Source organism: Collimonas sp. (assembly GCF_035566555.1).
Taxonomy (GTDB): Bacteria; Pseudomonadota; Gammaproteobacteria; order Burkholderiales; family Burkholderiaceae_D; genus Collimonas.
The window spans coordinates 1-22964 of record NZ_DATMRB010000089.1 but is presented as its reverse complement, the minus strand read 5'-3'; the positions used below and the strand labels follow the sequence as shown (position 1 = coordinate 22964).

Genomic DNA, 22964 nt, shown 5'->3' with positions numbered 1-22964 from the left:
CGTGCCACACCTGCGAGAAAAAAATTCAAAATGTACGTCGAGCTGACTATCGATCCTCCATTTAGGACTGGGATTCGATGAGCTGACCGAAATCGGCCGTCTAGCTTTTCCATGGATTTCTTTGGGAGCATTTCACATGACGCATCGCGCCATTGATCAAGTTCTTCAGCGAGTACAGGGCGCGAAGTCCGATTCAGACTTCAACTATTTTTTCTCACTCCTTTTGGCAGGCGAAGCCCTGTTCAAGACCGTGACCCTCGGAATGATCGCGGCGCTCGTAGATGACAAGGACCGTAATCGCTATCGTCTTGAGTACACGCTTGCGCGTGCGGACGGCCTCGGCGAGTGGGGGCGGGTGCTTGAAGACGCACTTTCAGGTACAGCTTCGCAGTTTCTGCTGGCCGATGCGCGGACTGAGCAAGCGGAGCTTACGCGCATCAGCGGCCCCGGAGCGTGGCAGTATGAGGCGGTGGTTTACCTGAAGTCGGCGCTTGACGCGCTAGATATCGATGCCGAGGTAATTCCTGCAAAGTCTGACTTGAAGCGATGGTTCAGGCTCTTCGTCACTCTACGCAACAAGACGCGGGGCCATGGGGCCACTCATCCGTCAAAAGCGGGAATGGCTGCTGATGATCTTGAGAAAAGTATTAGCTGTATAAGCCAGAACTTGTCGTTGCTGCGGCGTCCCTGGGCGGATCTCCATCGAAACTACTCCGGCAAATATCGCGTTTTGTCGATTTCAGGTGATTCGTTGCCCTTTGAATACCTGCGGAAAGAGGCGCATCATGCGCTGCGGAATGGTGTGTATGTGTATTTTGGGACTTTTCGTCGAGTGCCGCTTGTGTGTGCTGGCCCCGACTTGCACGATTTCTTCTTTGCCAATGGGGGGCTGGGGCCTAAGCGATTCGAGATGTTGTCATACCTTACGGATGATAAGCTAGATGGCGAGGCCGCTGACTATGTAATACCTCCCGGCACTCTTCCCGCGAGTGAGACACAGGGGCACGGAGAACTTTTTCCCCGAGGTGAGTGCTTCTCGAACGTTCCGGATGTGCTGGAAGACTATGTTCCGCGGCCGACGCTGGAAGATGAATTGCGTCGGTTACTGCTCGATGACCGAAGGCCAATTGTAACCCTCGTTGGTCGCGGCGGAATCGGAAAGACATCGCTATCAATCAAGGTTATCCATGGCCTTTATGAGACGCTGCGCTACAGTGCAATTGTCTGGCTCAGCGCGCGCGATGTCGACCTGCAGTTTACTGGCCCTAAGCCAGTTAGACCGCAGGTGGTATCTCCAGACGAGATGGGTCGGCTATATGCAGAACTTGTTCTTGCTCCCGATCAATTGAAGGCAAAAGGGTTTAACGCGCGATCGTTTATTGAAAAGCAACTGGAAAAGAATGACCTTGGTTCGTGCTTATACGTTTTCGACAATTTTGAGACGACACAAAACCCGATTGAAGTGTTCAACTGGATTGATACTTTCATTCGATTACCCAACAAAGCTCTGATTACGACACGGCTGCGTGACTTCAAGGGCGACTATCCCCTCGAAGTCGGAGGAATGGAGGACGCAGAGGCACGAGACCTAGTTGGCCGCACAGGGGACGTTCTAGGTATTGATAAACTTCTCGATTCCGCATACGTTGCCGAATTAATCACGACGTCTGAGGGACATCCATATGTCATCAAGATACTGCTCGGCGAGGTGGCTCGGACCGGCAAGCACGCTAATGTTGCCAAGTTGGTTGCTGGCAACGACGAGCTACTTACGGCTCTGTTCGAGCGAACCTACGCCTCTTTGTCGCCGTGCGCTCAGCGCGCCCTTCTCACATTGTCTGCTTGGAGCTCATTGGTGCCACGCATCGCGCTTGAGGCCGTCCTCATGCGATCGACAGCGGAGAGGGGCGAAGTAGAGAAGGGCGTTGAGGCTCTCATTCAGTACTCCATGGCCGAATTACATACAGCGCCAACAGACCAACAGGTCTTTGTGCGCTTGCCATTAGTGGCCAGTGCATTCGGAAAGAAGAAACTAAGTGTTAGTCCATTGCGAGCGTCTGTGCTGAGCGACGTGGAGATGCTTCAAATGCTCGGCCCGAGTCGCAGTGACGATGTTCGTCTTGGGTTGGCATATAAGCTGGAGAAATTCATTGCCAACATTGCGAGTCGAGTAGAAGCGGGACAGTCCTTCGAGGACTACGCTCCAATCGTGGAAATGATCTGTCGTGCATACAATCCCGGATGGCTGTTGCTTGCACGCTGGCATTTGGAGACCGGTACTGAGGAAAACCTCAAGCAGGCCAAGATAGAGCTTACAAGATATCTGGAGCAGCAACCGGCTGAGTCAGACGCAGCGGATGCATGGCGCCTCCTTGGTCAAGCGTGCTTCAAAACTGGCGATAGACTCGGCGAGATTCACGCGTTCATTGAACGCGCCCAGCTCGCTTCGGTTGCTTACTACGACATTTCGAACACGGCAAACCGCCTGAATGCAATGTTGCGTGAATCTGCCCTGGCAGTCGACAAGGAGGAGAGGCAACACCTTGCACTGCGTCTTCTCAGCGTGCTTGAGAGCAGGAAAATAGAGGCTGGTGCCGGTGATTTTTCACGCATGGCATGGCTAGCTTTGCGCACAGACCAGCAGTCCAAGGCAATCGAGTTCACGAGAGCAGGATTGCAGCTCGAGCCTGACAATCTGTACTGCCTTGGTCTGAAGGATAAACTCCACGTAGATACCACCACTGACGGCAGATTTTGAAGCCGAGAGCTGACGTTGATCTCAGCCGCGCACGTGGCGAATTCAGCACATATCCACCAATCGGGATGGTTAAACTGTAGTAGTTTCGATTTGATCTGACAGTAAGGCCTTGCCAAAGGGTGGGGTTACCCGGTTTGATAGAGGTGCGAATCTTTATTAAACCGCGCGTAAGCGCCAAGGAGTAACCCCATGCGTAGTGTTCCTCAGAATGTCATCAAGCACAAGGTCGGCCTGCTCAATCTTGCTGCGGAGCTTGGAAACGTGTCTCGTGCCTGCAAGGTGATGGGATTTTCCCGCGACACGTTTTATCGCTATCAAACGGCAGTAGAAACAGGTGGTGTGGATGCCCTGATTGACGCCAACCGTAGAAAGCCCAATCTCAGAAATCGCGTTGAAGAAGCCACTGAAGTGGCCGTAGCTCAATTCGCCCTGGAACAGCCGGCATTCGGCCAAGTCCGTGTATCGAACGAACTGCGTAAGCGTGGTGTTTTCGTTTCCCCATCCGGTGTACGGTCCGTCTGGCTACGGCGCGACTTGGAATCGTTCAAGAAGCGTCTTGCAGCGCTGGAGCGGCACGTTGCCGAAACTGGCGAGGTTCTGACCGAAGCGCAGGTCGTCGCGCTGGAGAAGAAGCAGGAAGACGACGTGGCGCACGGAGAGATCGAGACGGCTCATCCTGGCTATCTCGGCAGCCAGGACACTTTCTATGTCGGCACCATCAAGGGCGTAGGCCGAATCTACCAGCAGACCTTCGTTGATACGTATTCGAAGTGGGCAGCGGCCAAGCTCTATACTACGAAGACACCAATCACCGCAGCCGATTTGCTGAACGACCGGGTGTTGCCGTTCTTGGCGGAGCAGGAAATGGGCTTGATCCGCGTGCTGACCGACCGTGGTACCGAATATTGCGGCAGGCCGGAAGCGCATGATTACCAGCTCTACTTGGCCCTCAATGACATTGAGCACACCAAGACGAAAGTTCGGCATCCGCAGACTAATGGAATCTGCGAGCGCTTTCATAAAACCATTCTGCAGGAGTTTTATCAGGTCACGTTTCGGCGCAAGATCTACCACTCGATTGAAGAGCTGCAAAACGATCTGGACGACTGGCTGGCTTATTACAACAACGACCGCACACATCAAGGGAAGATGTGCTGCGGTCGGACGCCCATGCAAACACTAATTGACGGAAAGGAGGCCTGGCAAGATAAAATCACGACACTGAACAACTGAATTTGACCTGACAACTGCACACGTCAAACCGGGGAATGTCCGATCAGATCGCGACTACTACAGTTAAACCGTAAGAGGCCGCTACTCTCGCGCCTTTAGCAGTGCTGAGCCGCGTGGCACGATGGCTGCAACTCGATGGATGCTACGAATATCGGCTAATTGAATTGTAATTGGGGGAATTCCATTGTTGATGGAGCCTAGGGACACTTCATCTTCACGTACCCAAAGCATTTCTTTTACAAGCGCCTTATCGTTGTTCAATTTTACGACAACATCATCACCAGGTTGGGCCTCGCTTGTAGGCTCAACGACTAGAAATTCACCGCTTTTGATTCTTGGCCTCATGCTATCCCCCCGAACACGAAGACCATATGCTCCTGGATCGCGGCTATATGTATAGATATAGCCGTCACCATCGCCGGGCAGGTAGTCATTAATGCTGATATAGCCATCTGCCCCGCCTTGCCCAATCCCCACTATTGCCACGTACTTCCCTTTTGGTAGGTTTTGTTCCGGTCCCGCGTTATATGCGTCGCCACCAGCTGGCTTGATTTCGCTTGTTTCATCGATTAGCCATGAAGCGCTGACATTGCACGCAGCAGCCAGTTTTTTAATCGTTTCTGTCTCTGGTCCCTTTTTTCCAAGACCCTTCAGTATTCGATTTATTGTTGGTTGCGGCACGCCGGATCTACGCGAAAGCGCGCTTTGCGTTTCGAATCCGGCTGCTTTCATTGCAGAGTCAAGTCGTTTGGCGATTGTCATGTTCGGAATATACATCCGCGTATAGTCGGCAGCAAATTTCTATTCGAACGCGCATTGATAATTTATTCGTTCGCGTATAATATGCTCGTATGGAAAAAGACATCAGCACAGCGCTTAGAGAAATCAAAGTTAAAACGAGGTGGAGCGAGCCGACTATCGCGACAAAAATAGGCGTATCCCAGCCTACGGTTAATCGAATTCTTAAGGGACAGGCCGATTGCATGGGGAGGACGCGGCTGGCAATTCTGGATTTGTATAAAACTGTCTATAACCTGCAACCGTGATTGGCCGCCCGCATTTTTGTTTACTGCGATGGCGTGCTGCGGTGTCACAACCCACTCCAAAGTAAGTTTGTTCGATGTGCCGCTACTCATGCTCCTTCGCAATTTTTTTGTGGGACTCGGCAATTTATTTGGGATTGGCTTTGCTTCACATTTCTTTTTTCAGATTGATTACCCATAGAAGAACTGTAGCGTCAGTTCTACAGGATTAAAACCACCATAAAGAAGGAAAGTAGGGATGAATTTACGCCAATCGTATTTAGGCATGATCAAGCAAAGGTTAGCGACGCGATTTGGTAAAGAAGGTCGACGTATAAAAGCGCTTTACGTAAATTGCGCACGGTTTTTGTTACGGCCCGTACTCCGGGCCGAGTCGGTAGAGCTACGACGTTCGCTATCCAACTGTGATGCTGGAGGAGTTTCTCCTGAAACGATTCAGCATTCGGCCCTCTGTGCAAGTACGGGGCCGGCGGAGAAATGTTGGTGTAAGACTGCGACTAGCTGCGCTGGATAGCTTTCAGCGTCTCCGTATGAATGGCCACGGGGTCGATCTGCGCGCCGAGTGATGTATGGCAAAACGGACAGTTCAGCGAAATACATTTCCAGCTTTTGCCGGCAGAAATTCCGCTCATCGCATCGATTTCTAGGCGCGATATTAATTTTTCGCATTTGGGACATTTTGTCATTGATGGTCTCTTTCGTGAAAATTTTAATGTGGGACCGAAAATTTACCACGACTGAGATGTCGTTAATTTTTTTTTAAAACTTACAAATCGTTTTTCCTTGGTTGAACTTTAGCTTTTTTTACACCCAAGAGAAACCACCACAAAGAAGGAAAAGTAGTGATGATTTTACGTCGTTCGTATCTGGGCATGATCAGGGCGGTTACAGGTGGATGGGATGCAATGTGTGCCACTCTCGGGTACTCGCGAGATGCGCTGGAAAACCGTGTATACGAAAAGAAGGGGCAATCGCTAACGGTGGAGACCGCCTTACAGATGCAATCAATCTCTGACACGAAGCTGTTCGCAGAAGCCATCGCGACTCTAAGCGGTGGGGTTTTTGTGATGTTGCCGGAGTCGAGTGAAATCGATAATGAAGCGCTGCTGAGCAAGTTCAACAAGCTGCACACTCATATTGGTTTGTTGTCTCGCCGCTTCAATGAAGCAACGGAAGACGGCGAGATCGACAAGCGTGAGCGTGCTGACTTGGCTGCTATTGGAGACGAAATCCATCGGCATACCCAGGAGCTGCTGGCGCTGACCTTTCGCATTTACTGCCGCGGTGAAGAAGAGAAGGTGGCGGCGTGAGCGAGCCAATTGTATCCATCGCCGGCATCATCCAGCATGCGCATGAAGCGGCGGAGCAGGGCAGGCCGGCGAGCGTCTGCCGGTATCCATTTCATTCTGAAGCTGCAGAGCGCTGGCATGTTGCGTATCACGAGCGCCAGAAGGAGCTACGAGAAATGGCGGCTGCATGATTCCTGTTTCTGTAGGTGATCCACGGCATGCGGCAGATCGCTATGCCGAACGCACGGCGAAGATGGTTGTTTTCAATCATGCCCAGCGAGTCTGCAAAGGGGCATGTCGCAAGAGAAAGAGTGTCGGGCAGTTCGCGCGAGGGGACGATTTTTGCAGGACGTGCAGGTTGCGTACATGAAGCGAAGCCCCATGAAGCGTTCGGCGAAGCCAATGCGCCGAACAGCAATGTCTCATGGCCTGACTGGCGTTCTGTCCTCCTCATCCTTTCAGCGATCAAAGAAGCCCAAGAAGCGCATCAAGACCCGCCATAGGCCGTTGACCAAGATACGTGCCTCCGCGTGCGACCAGGAATGCACTTTGCGTTTTCCAGGCGTTTGCAACTACCGCACCGATACGACTGTTCTTTGTCATTCCAATTTGCTGGAGGACGGAAAGGGCTACGGCATCAAGGCGCCAGATGAGAAGGGCGCCTACGGATGCTGCCGCTGTCATGACGTCCTTGACGGCCGCGCAAAGCGTCCCGTTGGCATGAGCTACGAGGTGATGATCGATTTATTTTATAACGGCGTCGCGCGAACGAACGCGATTTTGCGCCGCCTGGGATTGATGGAGGCAATTTAGTGAGTGTTCGTATTATGTCGATGGTGTTTGAGCGCTATCAAAACGGCGGTGGCGAGATGCTTCTGGCGCTGGCACTGGCCGATCACGCCCATGATGACGGGACCAGTATTTATCCATCCGTTGAGCAGTTGGCCTATAAAACGCGCCAGTCGGAGCGTACCGTGCAATACCAGTTACGCGCGATGGAGAAGAGCGGATGGCTGATTCTGGTCAACTTTGGCAATGGTGGCCGTGGTGGCGTATGGAAGGAAATGCAGGACTCCAAGATTGCTATGGGGAACGGTCCGCATGCCTGGCTGTGCCACTATTTCGTTATCACGAAGACCCGCGTGTACGTGACAGGCTTCGAGGAACAGTGGTTCGTTGGCCGTGTCGCGCTCGCCAAGGGACAGTCTGTCGGTATCGCCGGTAAGCACCGTTGGGCGCAGCTGATCATTGTCGATGAAGCCGCCGGCGTGAGCGACGACCACTTCGACGTGATCGATGGCACGCAGACGCAACCCTGTAACCGCACGCTGATCGCCTCCCAGGGTGTCCGCAGCAGCGGCCGGCATCATGCCTCGCATCACAAATTATCGGCGCGCAATGGCGGTTCGTGGCATTCGCTGCGCTTCAATTCCGAGCGCTCGCCGTTTGCGACCACCAAATGGCTCAAGGAGCGTGAGAAGGAGAGCGGCGGCCGGGATTCGGTCGAATATCAGATTCGCGTGCTGGGCCTGTTCCCTGAGCAGTCAGAGCGCTTCCTGCTAGGCCGCAGTCAGGTAGAGAAGCTAGTTGGCGCCGAACGCACCATCAGCGCCGGTGAACCCTATGGCAATCTGTTCATCATCGACGTGGCCGCCGGCGTCTTCCGAGACAAGACCGTCGGCACTTACGCGCGGGTGATCGGCAATGGTGATCGCATTGACGCTGATCCGCGCCGCGTGGACATCATGGACGTGCCTATTTTCTCGAACGCTCTGGACTGGCAGCATATCGCCGGCGAGGTGTTCCACTATACACAGCGCCTCTCCAACTGCACCATCCTTGTCGACGTCGGTGGCCAAGGCATCCAGTTCGCCAAGATGCTCGAAAACCTCGGTTGCCCGAACGTGGTCAAGATCAACTGGGGGAATCCATGCTTCAAGAAGAAGAACAAGGACCGCTTCTTCAACCTTCGGGCGCAGTGCTCCGTGCTGGCCGCCGAGGCCGTGAAGGACGCCCGCATCACGTTCTCCAATCAGCACGCCCAAGACCTACTCGACCAGGCGTCAAAAATTCCCTATTTCTTCGACGAGAGGGCCAGGTATCACATCGAGCCCAAGGACAAAATGAAGGAAGAGGGCATCCCATCGCCGGACCTGTGGGATACCGTCTGCATGGCGTTCCTTGAGAGTGCACATTACATTGGATCTGAAAACTGTGATGCTGGACTGTTGCGTTTAGACGCGGCACGTCGGATCGCAAAGGATGCCTTTGCGGAGGCATGATGTAGACAAGGGCATATTTATGTAGATGTCTAGATGCCATTTGCTACTAGTTTTGGTTAGTGCGCAGAATTACCACCCTGTCATTTGTTACATCTAGGATGGCATTCTCGAAGCAGATAGAATCGATTTGGATCAATGCTACATGCTGAGATATGAGCCGTTCCATGTCACACAGGGCGTCTTACGGAAAATCTGCTTGTATCCATTAATGGCAATCGTTTGGAATTTAGTGTTTGCCATAGCGATAGATTTGATTCGATGAAATTTTTCGAAATTACCGGGAAGAGGTTTAGCCATGATGCAGCGAAGGTACTGAAGTGATTGCACTTTAAATTATTTTTCCCTAATAAATTTTGACTTGACGGAGAGGTGAATAATGATCCATCCAGGCGCAGTGCTACGCAAAGAGATTCAAGGCGGAAAGGTTGCTCCTTTCATTGGTATTTTTGATGCTTTCTCTGCGACTATCGCCGCGCAGCATTCTGACAATCTGTTTTATTCCGGATTTGGTTTTGCCGCAAGCCATTATGGACTGCCAGACGTTGGTTATATCGCGTGGAGCGACATGGTGAAGGCGGCATGGCGTATTCGTCAAATTCTGCCCAAACATAAAATGCTCGTTGATATAGACGATGGCTACGTGGATGTTTCTGTGGCATGTCACGTCAGTACGCAACTAGAGCAAATGGGCGTGGCAATGATTATGCTTGAAGACCAAGCAAGGCCTCGCCGTTGCGGTCACTACGAGGGTAAAGTGCTGTTGCCTCTGGAGCAGTACATGGAAAAGCTTGAAATGGTGCTGGCGCAACGCACCGATTTATGCGTTTTGGCTCGTACTGATGCTGCAGGTGACGAGATTTATAGGCGAATAGAACGCTTTTCGGAAACAGATGCCGACGTGATTATGGTCGATGGAATACGCTCTATCGAAACATTGCGCGAAGTACGCAAAATGACAAAAAAGCCTTTGTTATTCAATCAGATCGCCGGTGGTAAAAGTCCGCGTGTCACATTGTCTGAGTTGCGCGAAGCGGGGGCCGGACTAACGCTCTATTCCACACCATGTCTGTTTGCGGCCCAATCTGCGATTGGGAATGCTTTGACCACTATTTTTGCCGATGATGGTCGTCTGCCGGAGGCTCTACATGGCCACTCAGTTGGTGTTGCGGAGTGCAGTGCACTTCTTCAAAAAAATATGAATCGCCATATGCCAATGCCTAAAACAAAGCTATCGGTGGTAGAACAATCTTGTTAATTTTCTCTCTGTTTGTTTACATTGCCACCGGGTGTATTGCAGGTTATCTGGCAGGCTTGTTTGGGGTTGGCGGTGGCATTATCATTGTGCCGGTTTTGACTACGCTCTTTAAAGAAATGGGCATTGAATCATCGGTCATCATGCCATTAGCTATTGGCACTTCAATGGCTGTCGTGTTTGTCACTTCCATGATGGGCGCGCGTGCCCATCATGCTAATGGCAATGTCGATTTCAAAACTGCAAAGGAATTATTACCTGCCATTGTTGTTGGTGTCATCATTGGAGCAATAGTGGGGTCGTCCATCTCGCGAAATGCATTAGCCGGATGTGTCATTGCCTTTGAAGTAAGCATAGCAGGTATGTTTTTGTATCAAGTCTGGCATCGAGAAGGGCATGCTGAAGAGGTAGCGCAAAAACAGATCTTACAACGAAGGCCAATGTTTGTTATCTCAGGTTTTCTCGGCGTGATTTCAAGCGTTGTTGGAATCGCAGGAGGAACATTATTTGTGCCTCTTCTAGGTTTTGATGGCATCCATATGCGCAAAGCGATCGGCACGGCTTCTGCATTGGGCGTTCCGATTAGCATAATCGCGGCATTTGTTTATATTGTAATGGGGTTAATGGGTGACAAGGTACTTCCCGCCTACTCACTGGGTTTTGTTTATTTGCCGGCTTTTGCTGGATGCGTTATCGGTAGCTTATGGTCTACAAAGCATGGCGCTATTCTTGGCAAGCGACTTAATCTTCGATGGCTGAAACTTGCTTTTGCATTAATATTATTAGCTGCTGCGAGCAAAATGCTGTTTTCATAGATACGCTTTTTTCGGGAGTAGGGTGTTAAACGCCAAGTCGTTTGTTCGTGCCTCAGAAGCTCGTTGAAGGTTTTCAGTGGATTAACGGTAGCTTTTCCGAAGATGTCGAGATGTTTGAAGATCGGTATCCTAAATCTGCCATGGATGTCGACATTCTCGGAATTGATTTGGTCGGGCTGCTGTTCCAGTTGTATCGCGCTGATCCGCCCGACTAAGATGGCATCATTTTTTCAGAACAACTTGATGTACCCTAGGTACAAGAGGTGCTGGTTATGTTTGGAAATATATCCTCTCCCCTCACAATCTTTCTTCTTTTCGCTGGAGAATCCTATGCGCCTTTTACATTCCGTCTCTCTGCCCGCCCTTATTCTTGTCGCAGCAACAAATGCCTATGCCAAATCTGAGGTATGTCATGCTACCTCCGAGAAGCAAGTTGCCTCTTTATTCGATCGCTGGAATGCTGCGTTGCAAACTGGCGAGCCTAAGAAGGTAGTAGCCAACTACGCCGCAAAATCAATCTTGCTGCCCACGATGTCTAATAAGCCGCGCTTGACTAAAGAAGAGAAGGAAGACTACTTCGAACATTTCCTCCAACGCAAGCCAGTGGGGGCGATCGACAGCCGCTCCATCGAAATCGACTGTAATAGCGCTATCGACACAGGTTTATATACGTTCAAATTTGCGGATGGCTCGGAGGTGAAGGCTCGTTACACTTTCACCTATAAGTGGAATGGCAAACAATGGCTTATTTCCAGCCATCACTCCTCCGCTATGCCGGAGAACAACTAAGATCTAGCCGTCCAAGTTTGTGGGAGACAATTTACAACCTCCTGCTCCCCAGCCATCTTTGATATAGCGTGCCTCGTGCTGGAGTAAAATCCGCCGTGGATATTCTGCATTTTGTTTTTGATTCCCGGGTGTAATGCCAGGATTGATTGCACAGGTTTTATCAAAGCAAAACAGAGGCTGAGTCGATTTTTCTTTTCGCTTATTTACCCAAGTCAGTCCACTGTTATAGGCTGCCAATGTAAAAGCCATGCGCTCGCATGGATTGATTGCGTCTACCCGTTCATATAAAAATTTATCATAGTAGACTAGCGCTCCACGAAAAAAATCAAAGAGTGTTCATAACGATTCCGATATAAGTTCAGTGTAATCTAGGGAATATCCTATATCAAATATTAATTACTTGATTTTGAATTCTTTAACTTTTTCCAGTGCTCCTGAACGGCCCCGTCACGATAAATCAATTATTTACTTGCGTAGCTTTTCAACGTCATGTGCGAAATTTGTTGTGCGGGAAACATGGTTTCCGCTTCGTGGGTGATGCGCAACTCGCGCATCGGGAACGGAATTGAGCAATTCACTGCTGCCAGAGCGGCCTGCAATTTTTGCGCAATCGACCAGCGCACCTCCCAGTATTCGGAGGTAGTAGTCCAGGCTCTCAGATTGAGCATAACTGCACTGTCGGCATGATCGGTTACAACCACGAGAGGAGTCGGTGTCACCAGAATCCTCTCGTCCGCCAGCAATAATTTCTGCAAAGCCTGGGTCGCAACCGCTGGGTCATCTTTGTAGCTGATGCCGATCGGTATGTCGATGCGACGCGTGTTGTTGCGGCTATAGTTGGTTAACGCGCTGTTCCATAATTGATTGTTCGGAGTGTGCAAACAGATACCGTCGGCTCTTGTCAGTTGGGTTGTAAATAAGCCGATTTCATCGATAGTACCCTCGATAGTGCCATTCGAGATGTATTCGCCGACCTGGAATGGACGCAGGCACAGCAGCATCATACCGGCTGCGATATTTTGCAAAGTTCCCTGCAAAGCTAGGCCGATCGCCAGGCCGGCAGCCCCTAGGATGGCGACAATACTAGTGGTCTGAACACCGAATTGTCCAAGTACGGCAACCCTTTCGTCGACGATCCTAGTGTATTCGCGCATTACAGCCACACATAGCTGTCAAAGTTTTCAGGTGGTGGATTTGAGGAGGTCGCATTGGGGGGCGCTACTTTGGCAATTTGTAGGCAGAGCGATAGTTTCTCGATGAATCGTCATTCGGTCTTGTGAGCGACTTTCTCTTCGTCTGTTCAAGAAATCACAACGATCATTAATCTGCGTCAGCATTCCATGTAATTCTTGATCAGTCGTCGATCGTCGTGCCAACAGGTGCCAGACGGCGTTTTCGTTCCATCGATAAAAACGCGTATAAATACTTTTTGCACTTCCGAAATGATCAGGTATATCGGCCCAGGATTTTTTATTCAAGATGACCCACAAGACGGCCTCAATAAATATACGATAATCATGCTGAGCTAGATTTAGTCCCGATGCTCTCGATAGAATATGCGCCACTTTTTCCCATTGTTCGTCGAGAAGTTTTCCCGTGTATTTGATCGGTTTCATTTTTTCCTTTGAGGCGAAGATTTTTCAATGAATTAAAATTCTTTACACACCATCATTTGAAAACATGTGAATATTTCGAGGTCAACCGCTACGGTATTTGGTCCTGGAAACGTGGCACTTCATAGCGTTCTGTAACCTTGCTGTCTGGACCAACTACTAGCATCACCACCACAATCGATTCCTCGCACCTGAATGTAATAGACCGTTTTTGATGTCAGAGAACGGATTGCGTGGCGATATGGAGGAAAGTTGTTGGGCCTCGGTAACTCCTCGATATTCAATTGGGGGCCGTTGGGCGCGCCCCTTCTGATTATGAATTGATAAGCGGTGATTGGTCGATCCATAATGGGAGCAGACCATGCAACGGTAATAGAATCGTGGCTATTCTCAACGGCCTTGACAATAGGTGTTCTAGAAAATTTGATAGAAGAAAATTCTGATGTCATGATTTTTCTATTTCAAAAATAAATCGGAAGAATGCGAAGTCAATGAGACGAGAATTGCGGTTATTTTGCAACTGGCAAACGTTACAGTTTTTTTCGGTGGTGAGTCCAAACTGACCCGGGCAGTAACTCTGTAATTACCCATCCTTTCTAAGGTGGTTCCTTTGCAATGAGGGCGCCATGCCGCGTGTGATCAGGACGTCGGAGCCGCTGGTACGCGTTTCAAACGCTTGATGGTCGGTGGTTCTATTGCGATAGGTTGGCTTCCAGCGAGGTAAATCCTCACTGTCCGCGTTCGTCGTCACCCTGAACCACAGCTCGTGCGAGCTAATTCGAATTTGTGACAAAGAGTCACCCGACACGCTGTCGCAATATCGTTAGAACACCTTCGAAATATTTGTTATCTACCTGCCAAATCTGACAGCTATTGGTATTTGCGCACCTAAGGTAACTTCCTCAGTCGGCTGCGGCCCCCTTGAACTCTCATGTCATGGTGCGTCGCCGCCATTCACATGAGGATAATAAATAGATGGCAACTCCGAACAAAAATTCCTGGCTGACAGCTCTGACGCTGGCTTGCTTGTCGTCCTTGGCATATGCCGATAGCACCCCCGTCTCCGCGCCGGGAGCCTCGCCAGAACGTACACTGATCAAGCAAGCGCCAATGCCGCGTGCGAGACAGACCTTACCGCCCTCGCCGGAGCAATCGAAATTTAATCTGCCGCCCAGTACAAAGCCGCGGACCGACCTGGTTCCAGCACAAAAGAGATCAGTGAGTGGCCAGCGCAGCAAACGAATGGCGGCCGCGCCAAATTGCCAGGATATGGACATACTCGCTGGATATGACGGCAAAGCCCTGGCCGACTATATTGCCAACCTACCCGACTATGAATGCCATTACGGCTTGTTCTCGCTGACTACCGCGCAAGCCACCAAGATTTATGCGGCTGATAATTTGTCAGCGGTCGCCAATCGTTTCGCGCAGGAAGCGCATATCTACAATGCCACCAATCGGGCCTTGGTCAATCTGCTAATCTATCTGCGCGCCGGCTACTACTTAGCCAGCAGCAATGTGATTACCAATCCCTCTGTATCATTATTGGCTACCTTGCGTCCGTCAATCCGGCAACTAGTCGACGGCGATACCCTGTTTCGGGAAAACTCCATAGCGTCGAGCACCGCCAGCGAAGTGCTGAAGCTCATCACTAACATGAGCGACGAAACCTATTATCTGGACAGCATGAAGAACCTAGTGATGCGCTACACCAATAGCGTCAGCAATCCGTATGCCGTCGATGCGTTGCGAAAACCGACCGCGGCCGGTGGCTTTACCGGTGTGCTAACTGTGCTGTTCTATGCCCATGGTAGGGCCGATGGCAAGCGGATATTCCAGAGCGACATGATGTACCCAGCTGCACTCAATAATTTTGTCGTTAACAACAAGGACTCTCTCGTGGGGAGCGAAACTGCGTATCAACTAACTGACACGGCAAACGAGGCATTTCGTTTCATGCAATACCCCACGCAGAAAACTGGCGTCAAAATCATGATCAAGAACCTGTTAGCAACAACCACCATGACTGGCGCAGATAATGATCTCTGGTTGGCCGCAGCGACAGCGGTGAAATATAACGACGATGCTAACTGTGCAGAATACGGTACCTGCGGTTTTGAAACTCGACTCGCTGATATCGTACTGAAAAGCACATATTCCTGCGACCCTACCTTACGTATTCGTGCGCAGCAGATGACACCGGCGCAAATGAGATCGTCGTGTGATGTGATACAAAAAGAAGAGTCTTATTTCCACGATATGCTTCAAACTAATCGCACGCCCGTGGCTAACGACCATAATACTTCGCTGGAAGTGGTGGTATTTGGTGATTACACCAACTACAACAAGTACGCCGGGGTGATATATGGGATCAGTACCAATAACGGTGGGATGTATTTGGAAGGCAACCCCGAGGTACCTAGCAATCAGGCGCGTTTTATTGCTCACGAAGCATCTTGGATGCGTCCGGCATTTCACGTGTGGAACTTGGAACACGAATATATCCATTATCTGGATGGCCGCTTCAACATGTTCGGAGATTTCACCACAAGTACAGCAAAGCCTGCGGTTTGGTGGATCGAAGGGATTGCCGAGTATTTGTCCAAGAAAAATGACTACCAGGATGCGATCGATGTCGCCCATACAGGCGCTTACCGCCTAAGCCAAATATTGGGCAATACATATGCGATGACGGATTATGTGCCGCGAGCATATCGCTGGGGCTATATGGCAACGCGGTTTATGGTTGAGCGTCATCGCAATGACGTCGATACTGTGCTAGCTAAATTCCGCGTCGGCGATTATGACGGCTATCAAAATATGATGGCTTACATAGGCGCTCGTTACGATAGCGAGTTTGCCAGCTGGGTCAAGACTACGGGCACTTCGGGTGAGCCGCCATTACCCGATGGGCCGCAGTTGACGAGCTGCGCGTCATCCAGTTATCTGGGTAAAAATTGTTCGATCAAGGGCTTATCGTCTTCTGATCACGTATATGCTTATATCCAACTACCGAACGGGGCAAAAAACCTTAATTTGCGCACTAGCAGCGGTAGCGGTGACGTCGATATGTATATTGCTCTTGATCGTTATCCGACCACCAGTTCTTACGATGCCGCCTCCCACAATCCAGGAAACAGGGAAAACATTGCTCTGACAACTCCAGCTTCTGGTCGTTGGTACTATATTTTGCTCGTCGCTAAGCAAAAATTCAACGGTGTGTCACTGAGCGCTACCTACGATTAATGTGTCGAATGACGGTAGCTGCGCTGATCGTACCGGATGGTCTGTGGTGTATCGGGGATTACCAATGATTGTTTTTTCACCTCGACAAGCAGCGTTTGAAAACAAGGTCGCATCCTGGCAACTTTGGCAGCTATGATGACAATATGATACGGGTTAGGATTGCCACGATTTCGATCCAAGAGATCGGCCCTATCAATTGATTTCAAAGGCAGGCAATGGCTAACAGCTATTTCAGGAAACACTCTTTCGTGGCGACCTTGAGTTGCGCGGCGATTCTGGTTTGCAGTACATTCGTCAGCAGGTCGATCATGGCTGACGAAACCTGCAACTCTCCCTATATGTCGAACCTCATCAAGGGCCAGGAGGACTTTGCCTACGTCTGGACGCTTGGTGTACGCGGCATGGGAGACGGCTTCGATAAACTGGTGACGGTGGATGTCAATCCAGCGTCGAAAAGTTACGGAAAAGTGATAGCCACCATCTCTGTCGGCGCGCGTGGCGAGGCCCATCACACGGGCTTTACCGACGACCGGCGCTTTCTCTGGGCTGGCGGTCTGGACGACAATAAGATCTACGTCTTCGATATCCATAGCGATCCGGCCAAGCCGAAACTGCTCAAGACCATCAGCGACTTTGCCAGCAAATCGGGGCTGGTGGGGCCGCATACCTTCTACGCGTTGCCGGGCCGCATGCTAGTCGGTGCGCTCTCCAACAACAAGGATCATGGTGGCACCACTGGCATGGCGCTGTACAACAACAAAGGCGAATTCCTTAGCAAATACGACATGCCTACCACGCAGGGCGGCGATGGCTACGGCTACGATATCGGCGTCAATCCCGCTATGAACGCGTTGCTGACATCCAGCTTTACCGGTTGGAACAACTACATGATGGATTTTGGCAAATTGCTGAAGGATCCGTCAGCCATGAAACACTTCGGCAGCACCATGGTGATGTGGAATCTGAAAACCATGCAGCCGGAAAAAATCATGAAGGTGCCAGGCGCTCCGCTGGAGGTGCGCTGGTCACTGAAGGAGGGCGACGACTGGGCGATTACCGCGACCGCACTGACTTCGAAGCTGTGGCTAGTGAAGAAAGACGCGCGCGGCGAATGGCAAGCCAAGGATGTGGGAAATATTGGCGACCCGGCCAAGGTGCCGCTGCCGGTGGACATCTCGATCAACGCTGATGGCAAAGGCTTGTGGGTCAATACTTTCATGGATGGCATGACGCGCTATTTCGACCTCAGCAATCCGGAAGCGCCAAAGGAAATTTATGCCAAGCACACCGGGGCGCAGGCGAACATGGTGTCGCAGAGCTGGGACGGCAAGCGTGTCTATGTCAGCAGTTCCCTGCTGGCCAATTGGGACAAGAAGGGAGCTGATGACGAACAGTTTCTGAAACTGTATAGCTGGAATGGCAAACAGCTGCAGGAACAATGGACACTCGATTTCTACAAATTGAAGCTGGGCCGAGCACACCATATCAAGTTCGGGGCTAGGTCTTCCCAGGACGTCTCTTGAGTTTCGGAATTTTCTCGCGTCCTCCGCGCCGCAAAAGCGCCAGCCTCTGCTCCGTTCCGCAACGTTGCCGATTGCCGGCAACGGCTATGTTGGCGGTTTCGCTCGTTCTGCTGCTTTGCTCAAGCCGTGCGCAGGCACTGGAGCGCAGTGGCTTTGTTGCACCCCCGGCAGGTACTTACCGGCTGCAACGGATCCTGAACACGCCTGAAGGGCTGGTGCTCGACAGCGACGGCAGCCCGCAAAAACTGTCGCGCTATGTCACCGGTAGAGTCACACTTTTTTCTTTCATTTACACCTACTGCACGGATGCCCGCGGTTGTCCCCTAGCATATGCCACCTTCCACAACCTGAAAAAATCCATCGAAGGCAGTCCAGGCATGCGCGATAACGTGCGCTTTGTCAGCATGAGTTTCGATCCACAATACGACACGCCGGAAGCGATGCGCAACTATGGCGGTAAAGATGCGCGCGATACGCACGGCCTGCCGTGGCATTTTCTGACCAGTCGCGCGCGCAGCGATTTACTACCCATGCTGGAAGGCTTTGGACAAGATGTCTCAGTCGCCTCGCCACCGCCGAACGGCCAGCGGATTCCGTTGTTGCGTCATATGCTCAAGGTGTTCCTGATCGATGCGCGCGGCCAGGTCCGTGAAATATACAGCCCGGCCTTCCTCCAACATGACATGATATTCAACGACATCAAGACCTTGCTAATGGAGCAGGGTATCAAAGCTCGATGAAACGCCTGTTGTTCGCGCATTGTCTGCTAGCAATCGCCTTGGCCGCATGCCAGCGTCCCGATGAAAGCAGTATTGTAGCCTTGGCGGACAGTACACTTGGCTTACCCCCGCTGACTGCGCCGCATACCGTTTTGCCGCTCCCGGCGCAGATCGAGCTGGGACGAAAATTGTTCATGGATCGACGCCTATCGTACAACGACACCATGTCTTGCGCCATGTGCCACGTGCCTGAACAAGGATTTACCTCGAATGAGTTGGCGACTCCCATCGGTTTCGAAGGACAAAGCCTACGCCGAAATGCCCCGACTATTCTGAATGTCGCCTACGTGCGGCGCCTGTTCCATGACGGCCGGGAAAGCAGTCTGGAAAAGCAGGCCTGGGGGCCATTGCTGGCAGCGAATGAAATGGCGAATCCGTCCGTCGATCATGTGGTTAGCAAGATCAAAGCCTTGCCGGATTATCAGCACCTGTTTGAATCCGCATTCAACGGACGGGAAGTAGGTCGCGAAACGATAGGCACCGCTCTCGCCAGTTATGAGCGCACGCTTCTATCCGGGAATTCTCGCTTTGACCGCTGGCGCTACGGCCAGGTCAAAACGGCCATTAACGATAATGAGCAGGCCGGCTTCCGTATTTTTTCCGGCAAGGCCAACTGCATCGCGTGCCACAGCATGGACAAGAATAGTGCACTGTTTACTGACGGTAAATTTCACAATACGGGAATAGGCTGGTTGTCCAGCGCAGAGAATGCCAGGATGACGTACCGTGTGCAGCTTGCGCCAGGTTTGAACGTGACCATGGATGCACGCACTTTGCAAAGCGTATCCGAAGCGGCATCAAACGACGCGGGCCGCTATGAAGTCACGCGCAATGTCGTCGACCGTGGCTCCTATCGCACACCGACCTTGCGCAACATAGCGCTCACCTCGCCGTACATGCACGATGGCTCGTTGTCCGCGCTGGAACAAGTCGTCGAGTTTTATGACCGTGGCGGCATAGATAATCCTGACAAAGACGTCTTGTTGCAGCCGCTGCATCTGAGTTCGGATGAAAAGCGTGATTTGCTCGCCTTTCTCCGCACTCTGACCGGTGAGAACGTAAAAGAATTGGGTATCCAGGCGCGCGCGGCAGCTGTCGGTGGCGGTCCGACTCAGTCCTTCCGGGAGCGAGCCGGAGACGATCCCAGTGGGAACAGAAAACCTTAATTTTGACTGAAAAGATCGTGAGCCGTACCGCTTATCTTATGTTTCTCATTTAATTTAACTTAATTTCATCTCGCTGAGGTCCACAATTTGTCACTCTGTAATTGTGGGAAATTTTTCTTGCGTGATGGAGTTGAATTTAATAAAAGCACGGAGATTAAATTTGATTTAATCAAGCCTGAGAGCATTCCATGCTCGGTAATCGTCAAGCTTGGACAATACTGGATAGAACAGTTACTGACTGTGTAAATTCGACGACTGCGAATATTCAGTCCATGACACTGACCAATATTAGTCGGCCGTTCAACTCTGCTATTTCGCTGCGTGAAACACAAGTGCTCTCGCCTGTGCTAAGTTATCCCAAAGACTCAGATGCAATTCTACATAAATTCACCTGCTCCCAGTGATGGGGGAATCGTAAGTTGCAGTATCGTATGCAATCGATGGAATCTATGCTGAATGATGTGCGCGATTAATGGTTAGCACGCCTTTTTTCTGTGAACAGGAAAACCCCCTTATCTCACTCTTGGCGATGGCTCTATCATCATCGCCATGAAACCTTCCATCATTGCCCAAGACATTCAAGCCATGGTCCGCCATTGGCTGAGTACGCCGCCGAACGGCTATCTCGGCTCGGACTATGGCGCGGATCCCCAGTCGCTTTTGCAAAACCCCATGGCCGCCGGCATCGGCGATGCTTTCATCGGTAAGATGCGCGAGGACGTGCCGGCGCTGGATGCGATGCCGTCTGGTGCTGTCAATGTCTTCTATGTGGACTCGCAGCCGGATCGCCGTGAGCTGATTGTCGATGTGGCTGGCTGGCAGGAGCGCGTGAGCTGACATGGCCTATTCCAAAGAAGACTTTGATCGGGTGATCGTCAATTCCGTCTCGCAGTTCCCTGAGCTGGCGGCGTTGTACCAGGTGGGCGATCCGCGGCTGCTGCAGGCGCAATCCGCAATCGCCCAGATGATGGCGATGATGTCGCAGCAGATCGAGCTCGGTGCGATGGAGCCATTTGACAAGGTCCGGGATTCGACTGTACTGGCCGATGCTTCGCTCAAGGGCTTGATACCGATGGCAACACCTGCGCGCGTGAAGGTGAAAGTTGAGAATCCTACCAATGCTGAGTTTGCCATTGGCGCCGGTCGTGGGCTATTGGATTCGAGCGGCCGCATGTACGTTGCCGATTCGCCGGTAACGGTGCCTGCCGGCGGTGTTGGGTATGCTGAATTGGTGCAAAAGCAGGTGCGTGCAATCGAGCATACCGTGACCGTTTCGCAGGCATTTTATAAGATTGAGGTGCCGCAGCCAGCAGACGGGCGCTTTATCAGCGGTATCTCAGTCGCCGATGCGGCCAGCACACCGTATATATATAGTGTGGAATTTACGAATGTTGCCAATGGCGACAAGGTGTTCCATGTGGAATGCGACGAATACCGGCGCTTGTTCGTCGTGTTTGGCTATGCCGGTTATGTGGGTTATCAGCCCAACGTCGGTGAGGTGCTGACCCTGACTGTATATGAGACCACAGGGGACGTGCGGCCGGACGCTGGCAGCCCCTTTGCCCTGGATTATGCGGTGGCGCCGCAAGACGGCCTCATCAAGATCACGATGGACTCGCTATTGATTCCGGGTGCCGCGCCAATAGATATCGCGGCGCTGCGGGAGCTTTGCAAATATCCGTCAGCCTATGACCAGACGGCGGTGTACCTGGGTGAGTTTGATTTTCTGGTTCGCCGCAATATCGCCGGCCTGAAATTTCTCTCGATCTGGAACGAAACGATTGAAGAGTTGGTGCGCGGGCCGAGCCTGGACAGTATCAACCGGCTGTTCGTCTCCTTTGTGCCGCCCGATGGCGCCACGCGCGAATCGATCGAACAGGAGATTGTGCGCGTGATCAAGGCCGCCGATGACTCCTATCGCATCGTGTTCATCACGCCCGCCATGCTTCCTATTGGCATGACCATCGTTGCCGAGGTGGCGCGTATTCACGACGCCGTTGCCGTCAAAAAGCAGATTCTGGACGTGTTGCTGAAGGAATACGGCGAGAAAGCCGTGCCGATCCGCGCCGGCATGCTGGTGGTGAAATACAAGGCGATCTATGCGCTGCTGAAGAACAACGTCCAGGCGCTCCAGGATTCGGGGAGCGACTTTTCAGTGACGATCACGCCGATGAAGGGTAAGCAGCTGCCTGAACATTTCCGCTACATGACCCCAGAAAGCCTGAATGTCTCGGTGACGCTGGCCAATTACAACCTTGGCTCCTGGGGGCAGTAATGGCCGTCGACAGCAGAATCCCATCGCTTGCGCCGCTCCAGCGCAGCCACGACGCCAACGCGCTGGAAGCGGAACTGAAGCAGTTGGTACTGTTCCTGTTCAAGACTCATTTACGGGACGCTGAGCGCGAGCTGAACGTCTATGGCGTGCCGCACCTGGGTTCCTTGCCCTTGATCGAGCGGCACGTCAAACGGGAAGGGTTGGCGCTGATCCGCACCGAAGAGCCGGCCATGCGCTATCTCTATAAAGCCTGGCGTGCGCGCAATCCCAAGCGGGGATTGCATTTCCTGCGCATGTATCTGCAACTGCTCTGGCCGAATGGCTGGATCGTGGAGCAGCTTTGGCAGGATAAGAGCAAGCCCTATCCGACGGCCTTGAGCAGCGCCAGCAGCATTGGCAGCGCAGATCCTAGCGCTACCCATTATCTGACCAGCCGGATCCGGGTGTCGATCGATGATGAGGGAGAATTGGGAATGAACATTCCCATGGTAGCGCCCGCGTTGCGCGCGGTGATCGCTGCCAAGTATGTGCTGCAGCTATCGCTGTTGAAGCACTTTGAGAATGAGATTGGTCTATTTAACGGCGCCATGGCGCAGCAATTTTATCGGGCTGAAGGCGAAGCGATGCTGCCTTCACCGCACTAGACAGGAGAGAATAGGATGCGAACAGGTGTGATTCAGTACAACCTCAATGATCGCGGTCGCGAACTAACGGGCAAGCCACGACATTTCAACATCGACAAGGTGGCCGCCTTTATCAATGGCGCCAGGACACAGGAGCGTATTCAAAAGCGCGATATGTTCGGCTATTACGGTCATTGGCCGCGCGTCAAGTTCGGCATGATGCCGCCGGAAGGCGGGATTTATCAGGGAAAATTAGTGAAACTGGAGCCGGCGATCTC

The 22964-nt window shown here is 51.8% G+C and carries 21 protein-coding genes and 1 pseudogene; 17 read left to right on the top strand and 5 right to left on the bottom strand.

The window, feature by feature from the left end:
- Nucleotides 1–136: 136 nt before the first annotated feature.
- Complete coding sequence (locus VNZ65_RS11140) at nt 137–2758, top strand: hypothetical protein (protein WP_325668922.1); 2622 nt, start codon at nt 137–139, stop codon at nt 2756–2758.
- Between the two features lie 189 nt (nt 2759–2947).
- Nucleotides 2948–3991 (top strand): IS481 family transposase, encoded by a 1044-nt coding sequence (locus VNZ65_RS11135; RefSeq protein ID WP_325668920.1) that lies wholly within the window; start codon nt 2948–2950, stop codon nt 3989–3991.
- Between the two features lie 81 nt (nt 3992–4072).
- Here VNZ65_RS11135 and VNZ65_RS11130 read toward each other — a convergent pair whose 3' ends face one another.
- Entirely contained in the window at nt 4073–4753 is a 681-nt protein-coding gene (locus VNZ65_RS11130) for a S24 family peptidase (RefSeq protein WP_325668918.1), read from the bottom strand.
- Between the two features lie 1126 nt (nt 4754–5879).
- On the opposite strand from VNZ65_RS11130, the gene VNZ65_RS11125 reads away from it, so the two are divergent.
- The 7 genes from VNZ65_RS11125 (at nt 5880) to VNZ65_RS11095 (ending at nt 11461) form a co-directional block, all read left to right on the top strand.
- Nucleotides 5880–6344, top strand: coding sequence for a YmfL family putative regulatory protein (locus VNZ65_RS11125; protein WP_325668985.1), 465 nt, complete (start codon nt 5880–5882; stop codon nt 6342–6344).
- Nucleotides 6345–6704: 360 nt separating this feature from the next.
- Nucleotides 6705–7136, top strand: coding sequence for a nuclease domain-containing protein (locus VNZ65_RS11120; protein ID WP_325668916.1), 432 nt, complete (start codon nt 6705–6707; stop codon nt 7134–7136).
- Nucleotides 7136–8605 (top strand): helix-turn-helix domain-containing protein, encoded by a 1470-nt coding sequence (locus tag VNZ65_RS11115; protein WP_325668915.1) that lies wholly within the window; start codon nt 7136–7138, stop codon nt 8603–8605. The genes VNZ65_RS11120 and VNZ65_RS11115 overlap by 1 nt, the downstream gene beginning before the upstream one ends.
- A 376-nt stretch (nt 8606–8981) precedes the next feature.
- Nucleotides 8982–9860: an isocitrate lyase/PEP mutase family protein gene (locus VNZ65_RS11110; RefSeq protein WP_325668913.1), complete on the top strand. Its 879-nt coding sequence runs from the start codon at nt 8982–8984 to the stop codon at nt 9858–9860.
- Nucleotides 9854–10672, top strand: a complete 819-nt coding sequence (locus VNZ65_RS11105) for a sulfite exporter TauE/SafE family protein (RefSeq protein ID WP_325668911.1) — start codon at nt 9854–9856, stop codon at nt 10670–10672. The genes VNZ65_RS11110 and VNZ65_RS11105 overlap by 7 nt, the downstream gene beginning before the upstream one ends.
- Nucleotides 10673–10719: 47 nt before the next feature.
- Nucleotides 10720–10887: a hypothetical protein gene (locus VNZ65_RS11100; RefSeq protein WP_325668909.1), complete on the top strand. Its 168-nt coding sequence runs from the start codon at nt 10720–10722 to the stop codon at nt 10885–10887.
- Between the two features lie 115 nt (nt 10888–11002).
- Nucleotides 11003–11461 (top strand): SgcJ/EcaC family oxidoreductase, encoded by a 459-nt coding sequence (locus tag VNZ65_RS11095; RefSeq protein WP_325668907.1) that lies wholly within the window; start codon nt 11003–11005, stop codon nt 11459–11461.
- 3 nt (nt 11462–11464) lie between these two features.
- Here VNZ65_RS11095 and VNZ65_RS11090 read toward each other — a convergent pair whose 3' ends face one another.
- The 4 genes from VNZ65_RS11090 to VNZ65_RS25370 all read right to left on the bottom strand — a co-directional run bounded on the left by VNZ65_RS11090 (nt 11465) and on the right by VNZ65_RS25370 (nt 13523).
- On the bottom strand, nt 11465–11710 hold the full coding sequence (locus VNZ65_RS11090) for a hypothetical protein (protein WP_325668905.1): 246 nt from the start codon (nt 11708–11710) through the stop codon (nt 11465–11467).
- A gap of 212 nt (nt 11711–11922) precedes the next feature.
- Nucleotides 11923–12615: a mechanosensitive ion channel family protein gene (locus VNZ65_RS11085; RefSeq protein WP_325668903.1), complete on the bottom strand. Its 693-nt coding sequence runs from the start codon at nt 12613–12615 to the stop codon at nt 11923–11925.
- 27 nt (nt 12616–12642) lie between these two features.
- On the bottom strand, nt 12643–13077 hold the full coding sequence (locus VNZ65_RS11080; protein WP_325668901.1) for a transposase: 435 nt from the start codon (nt 13075–13077) through the stop codon (nt 12643–12645).
- Between the two features lie 119 nt (nt 13078–13196).
- Entirely contained in the window at nt 13197–13523 is a 327-nt protein-coding gene (locus VNZ65_RS25370; protein WP_414649098.1) for a fibronectin type III domain-containing protein, read from the bottom strand.
- 526 nt (nt 13524–14049) lie between these two features.
- On the opposite strand from VNZ65_RS25370, the gene VNZ65_RS11075 reads away from it, so the two are divergent.
- The 8 genes and pseudogenes from VNZ65_RS11075 to VNZ65_RS11040 all read left to right on the top strand — a co-directional run.
- Complete coding sequence (locus tag VNZ65_RS11075) at nt 14050–16320, top strand: M9 family metallopeptidase (protein ID WP_325668899.1); 2271 nt, start codon at nt 14050–14052, stop codon at nt 16318–16320.
- A 308-nt stretch (nt 16321–16628) separates the two neighbouring features.
- Nucleotides 16629–17843, top strand: coding sequence for a selenium-binding protein SBP56-related protein (locus VNZ65_RS11070; RefSeq protein WP_325668897.1), 1215 nt, complete (start codon nt 16629–16631; stop codon nt 17841–17843).
- 86 nt (nt 17844–17929) lie between these two features.
- A complete protein-coding gene (locus VNZ65_RS11065; RefSeq protein ID WP_325668895.1) occupies nt 17930–18583 on the top strand; it encodes an SCO family protein in 654 nt (217 codons plus the stop codon).
- Nucleotides 18580–19788, top strand: coding sequence for a cytochrome-c peroxidase (locus VNZ65_RS11060; protein WP_325668893.1), 1209 nt, complete (start codon nt 18580–18582; stop codon nt 19786–19788). The genes VNZ65_RS11065 and VNZ65_RS11060 overlap by 4 nt, the downstream gene beginning before the upstream one ends.
- Before the next feature lie 549 nt (nt 19789–20337).
- Entirely contained in the window at nt 20338–20625 is a 288-nt protein-coding gene (locus VNZ65_RS11055) for a hypothetical protein (RefSeq protein ID WP_325668891.1), read from the top strand.
- A gap of 1 nt (nt 20626) precedes the next feature.
- Nucleotides 20627–22063 (top strand): hypothetical protein, encoded by a 1437-nt coding sequence (locus VNZ65_RS11050; protein WP_325668889.1) that lies wholly within the window; start codon nt 20627–20629, stop codon nt 22061–22063.
- A complete protein-coding gene (locus tag VNZ65_RS11045; protein ID WP_325668887.1) occupies nt 22063–22707 on the top strand; it encodes a hypothetical protein in 645 nt (214 codons plus the stop codon). Before VNZ65_RS11050 ends, VNZ65_RS11045 begins: the two co-directional genes overlap by 1 nt.
- A gap of 15 nt (nt 22708–22722) precedes the next feature.
- Nucleotides 22723–22964, top strand: a pseudogene (locus VNZ65_RS11040) (hypothetical protein); the annotation flags it as partial.

Coding starts and splice junctions, on each gene's coding strand:
- VNZ65_RS11140 (WP_325668922.1), top strand. CDS start 137: ATGACGCATCGCGCCATTGATCAAGTTCTTCAGCGAGTACAGGGCGCG.
- VNZ65_RS11135 (WP_325668920.1), top strand. CDS start 2,948: ATGCGTAGTGTTCCTCAGAATGTCATCAAGCACAAGGTCGGCCTGCTC.
- VNZ65_RS11130 (WP_325668918.1), bottom strand. CDS start 4,753: ATGACAATCGCCAAACGACTTGACTCTGCAATGAAAGCAGCCGGATTC.
- VNZ65_RS11125 (WP_325668985.1), top strand. CDS start 5,880: ATGATTTTACGTCGTTCGTATCTGGGCATGATCAGGGCGGTTACAGGT.
- VNZ65_RS11120 (WP_325668916.1), top strand. CDS start 6,705: ATGAAGCGTTCGGCGAAGCCAATGCGCCGAACAGCAATGTCTCATGGC.
- VNZ65_RS11110 (WP_325668913.1), top strand. CDS start 8,982: ATGATCCATCCAGGCGCAGTGCTACGCAAAGAGATTCAAGGCGGAAAG.
- VNZ65_RS11095 (WP_325668907.1), top strand. CDS start 11,003: ATGCGCCTTTTACATTCCGTCTCTCTGCCCGCCCTTATTCTTGTCGCA.
- VNZ65_RS11090 (WP_325668905.1), bottom strand. CDS start 11,710: ATGGCTTTTACATTGGCAGCCTATAACAGTGGACTGACTTGGGTAAAT.
- VNZ65_RS11085 (WP_325668903.1), bottom strand. CDS start 12,615: ATGCGCGAATACACTAGGATCGTCGACGAAAGGGTTGCCGTACTTGGA.
- VNZ65_RS11080 (WP_325668901.1), bottom strand. CDS start 13,077: ATGAAACCGATCAAATACACGGGAAAACTTCTCGACGAACAATGGGAA.
- VNZ65_RS25370 (WP_414649098.1), bottom strand. CDS start 13,523: ATGACATCAGAATTTTCTTCTATCAAATTTTCTAGAACACCTATTGTC.
- VNZ65_RS11075 (WP_325668899.1), top strand. CDS start 14,050: ATGGCAACTCCGAACAAAAATTCCTGGCTGACAGCTCTGACGCTGGCT.
- VNZ65_RS11070 (WP_325668897.1), top strand. CDS start 16,629: ATGGCTGACGAAACCTGCAACTCTCCCTATATGTCGAACCTCATCAAG.
- VNZ65_RS11065 (WP_325668895.1), top strand. CDS start 17,930: ATGTTGGCGGTTTCGCTCGTTCTGCTGCTTTGCTCAAGCCGTGCGCAG.
- VNZ65_RS11060 (WP_325668893.1), top strand. CDS start 18,580: ATGAAACGCCTGTTGTTCGCGCATTGTCTGCTAGCAATCGCCTTGGCC.
- VNZ65_RS11055 (WP_325668891.1), top strand. CDS start 20,338: ATGAAACCTTCCATCATTGCCCAAGACATTCAAGCCATGGTCCGCCAT.
- VNZ65_RS11050 (WP_325668889.1), top strand. CDS start 20,627: ATGGCCTATTCCAAAGAAGACTTTGATCGGGTGATCGTCAATTCCGTC.
- VNZ65_RS11045 (WP_325668887.1), top strand. CDS start 22,063: ATGGCCGTCGACAGCAGAATCCCATCGCTTGCGCCGCTCCAGCGCAGC.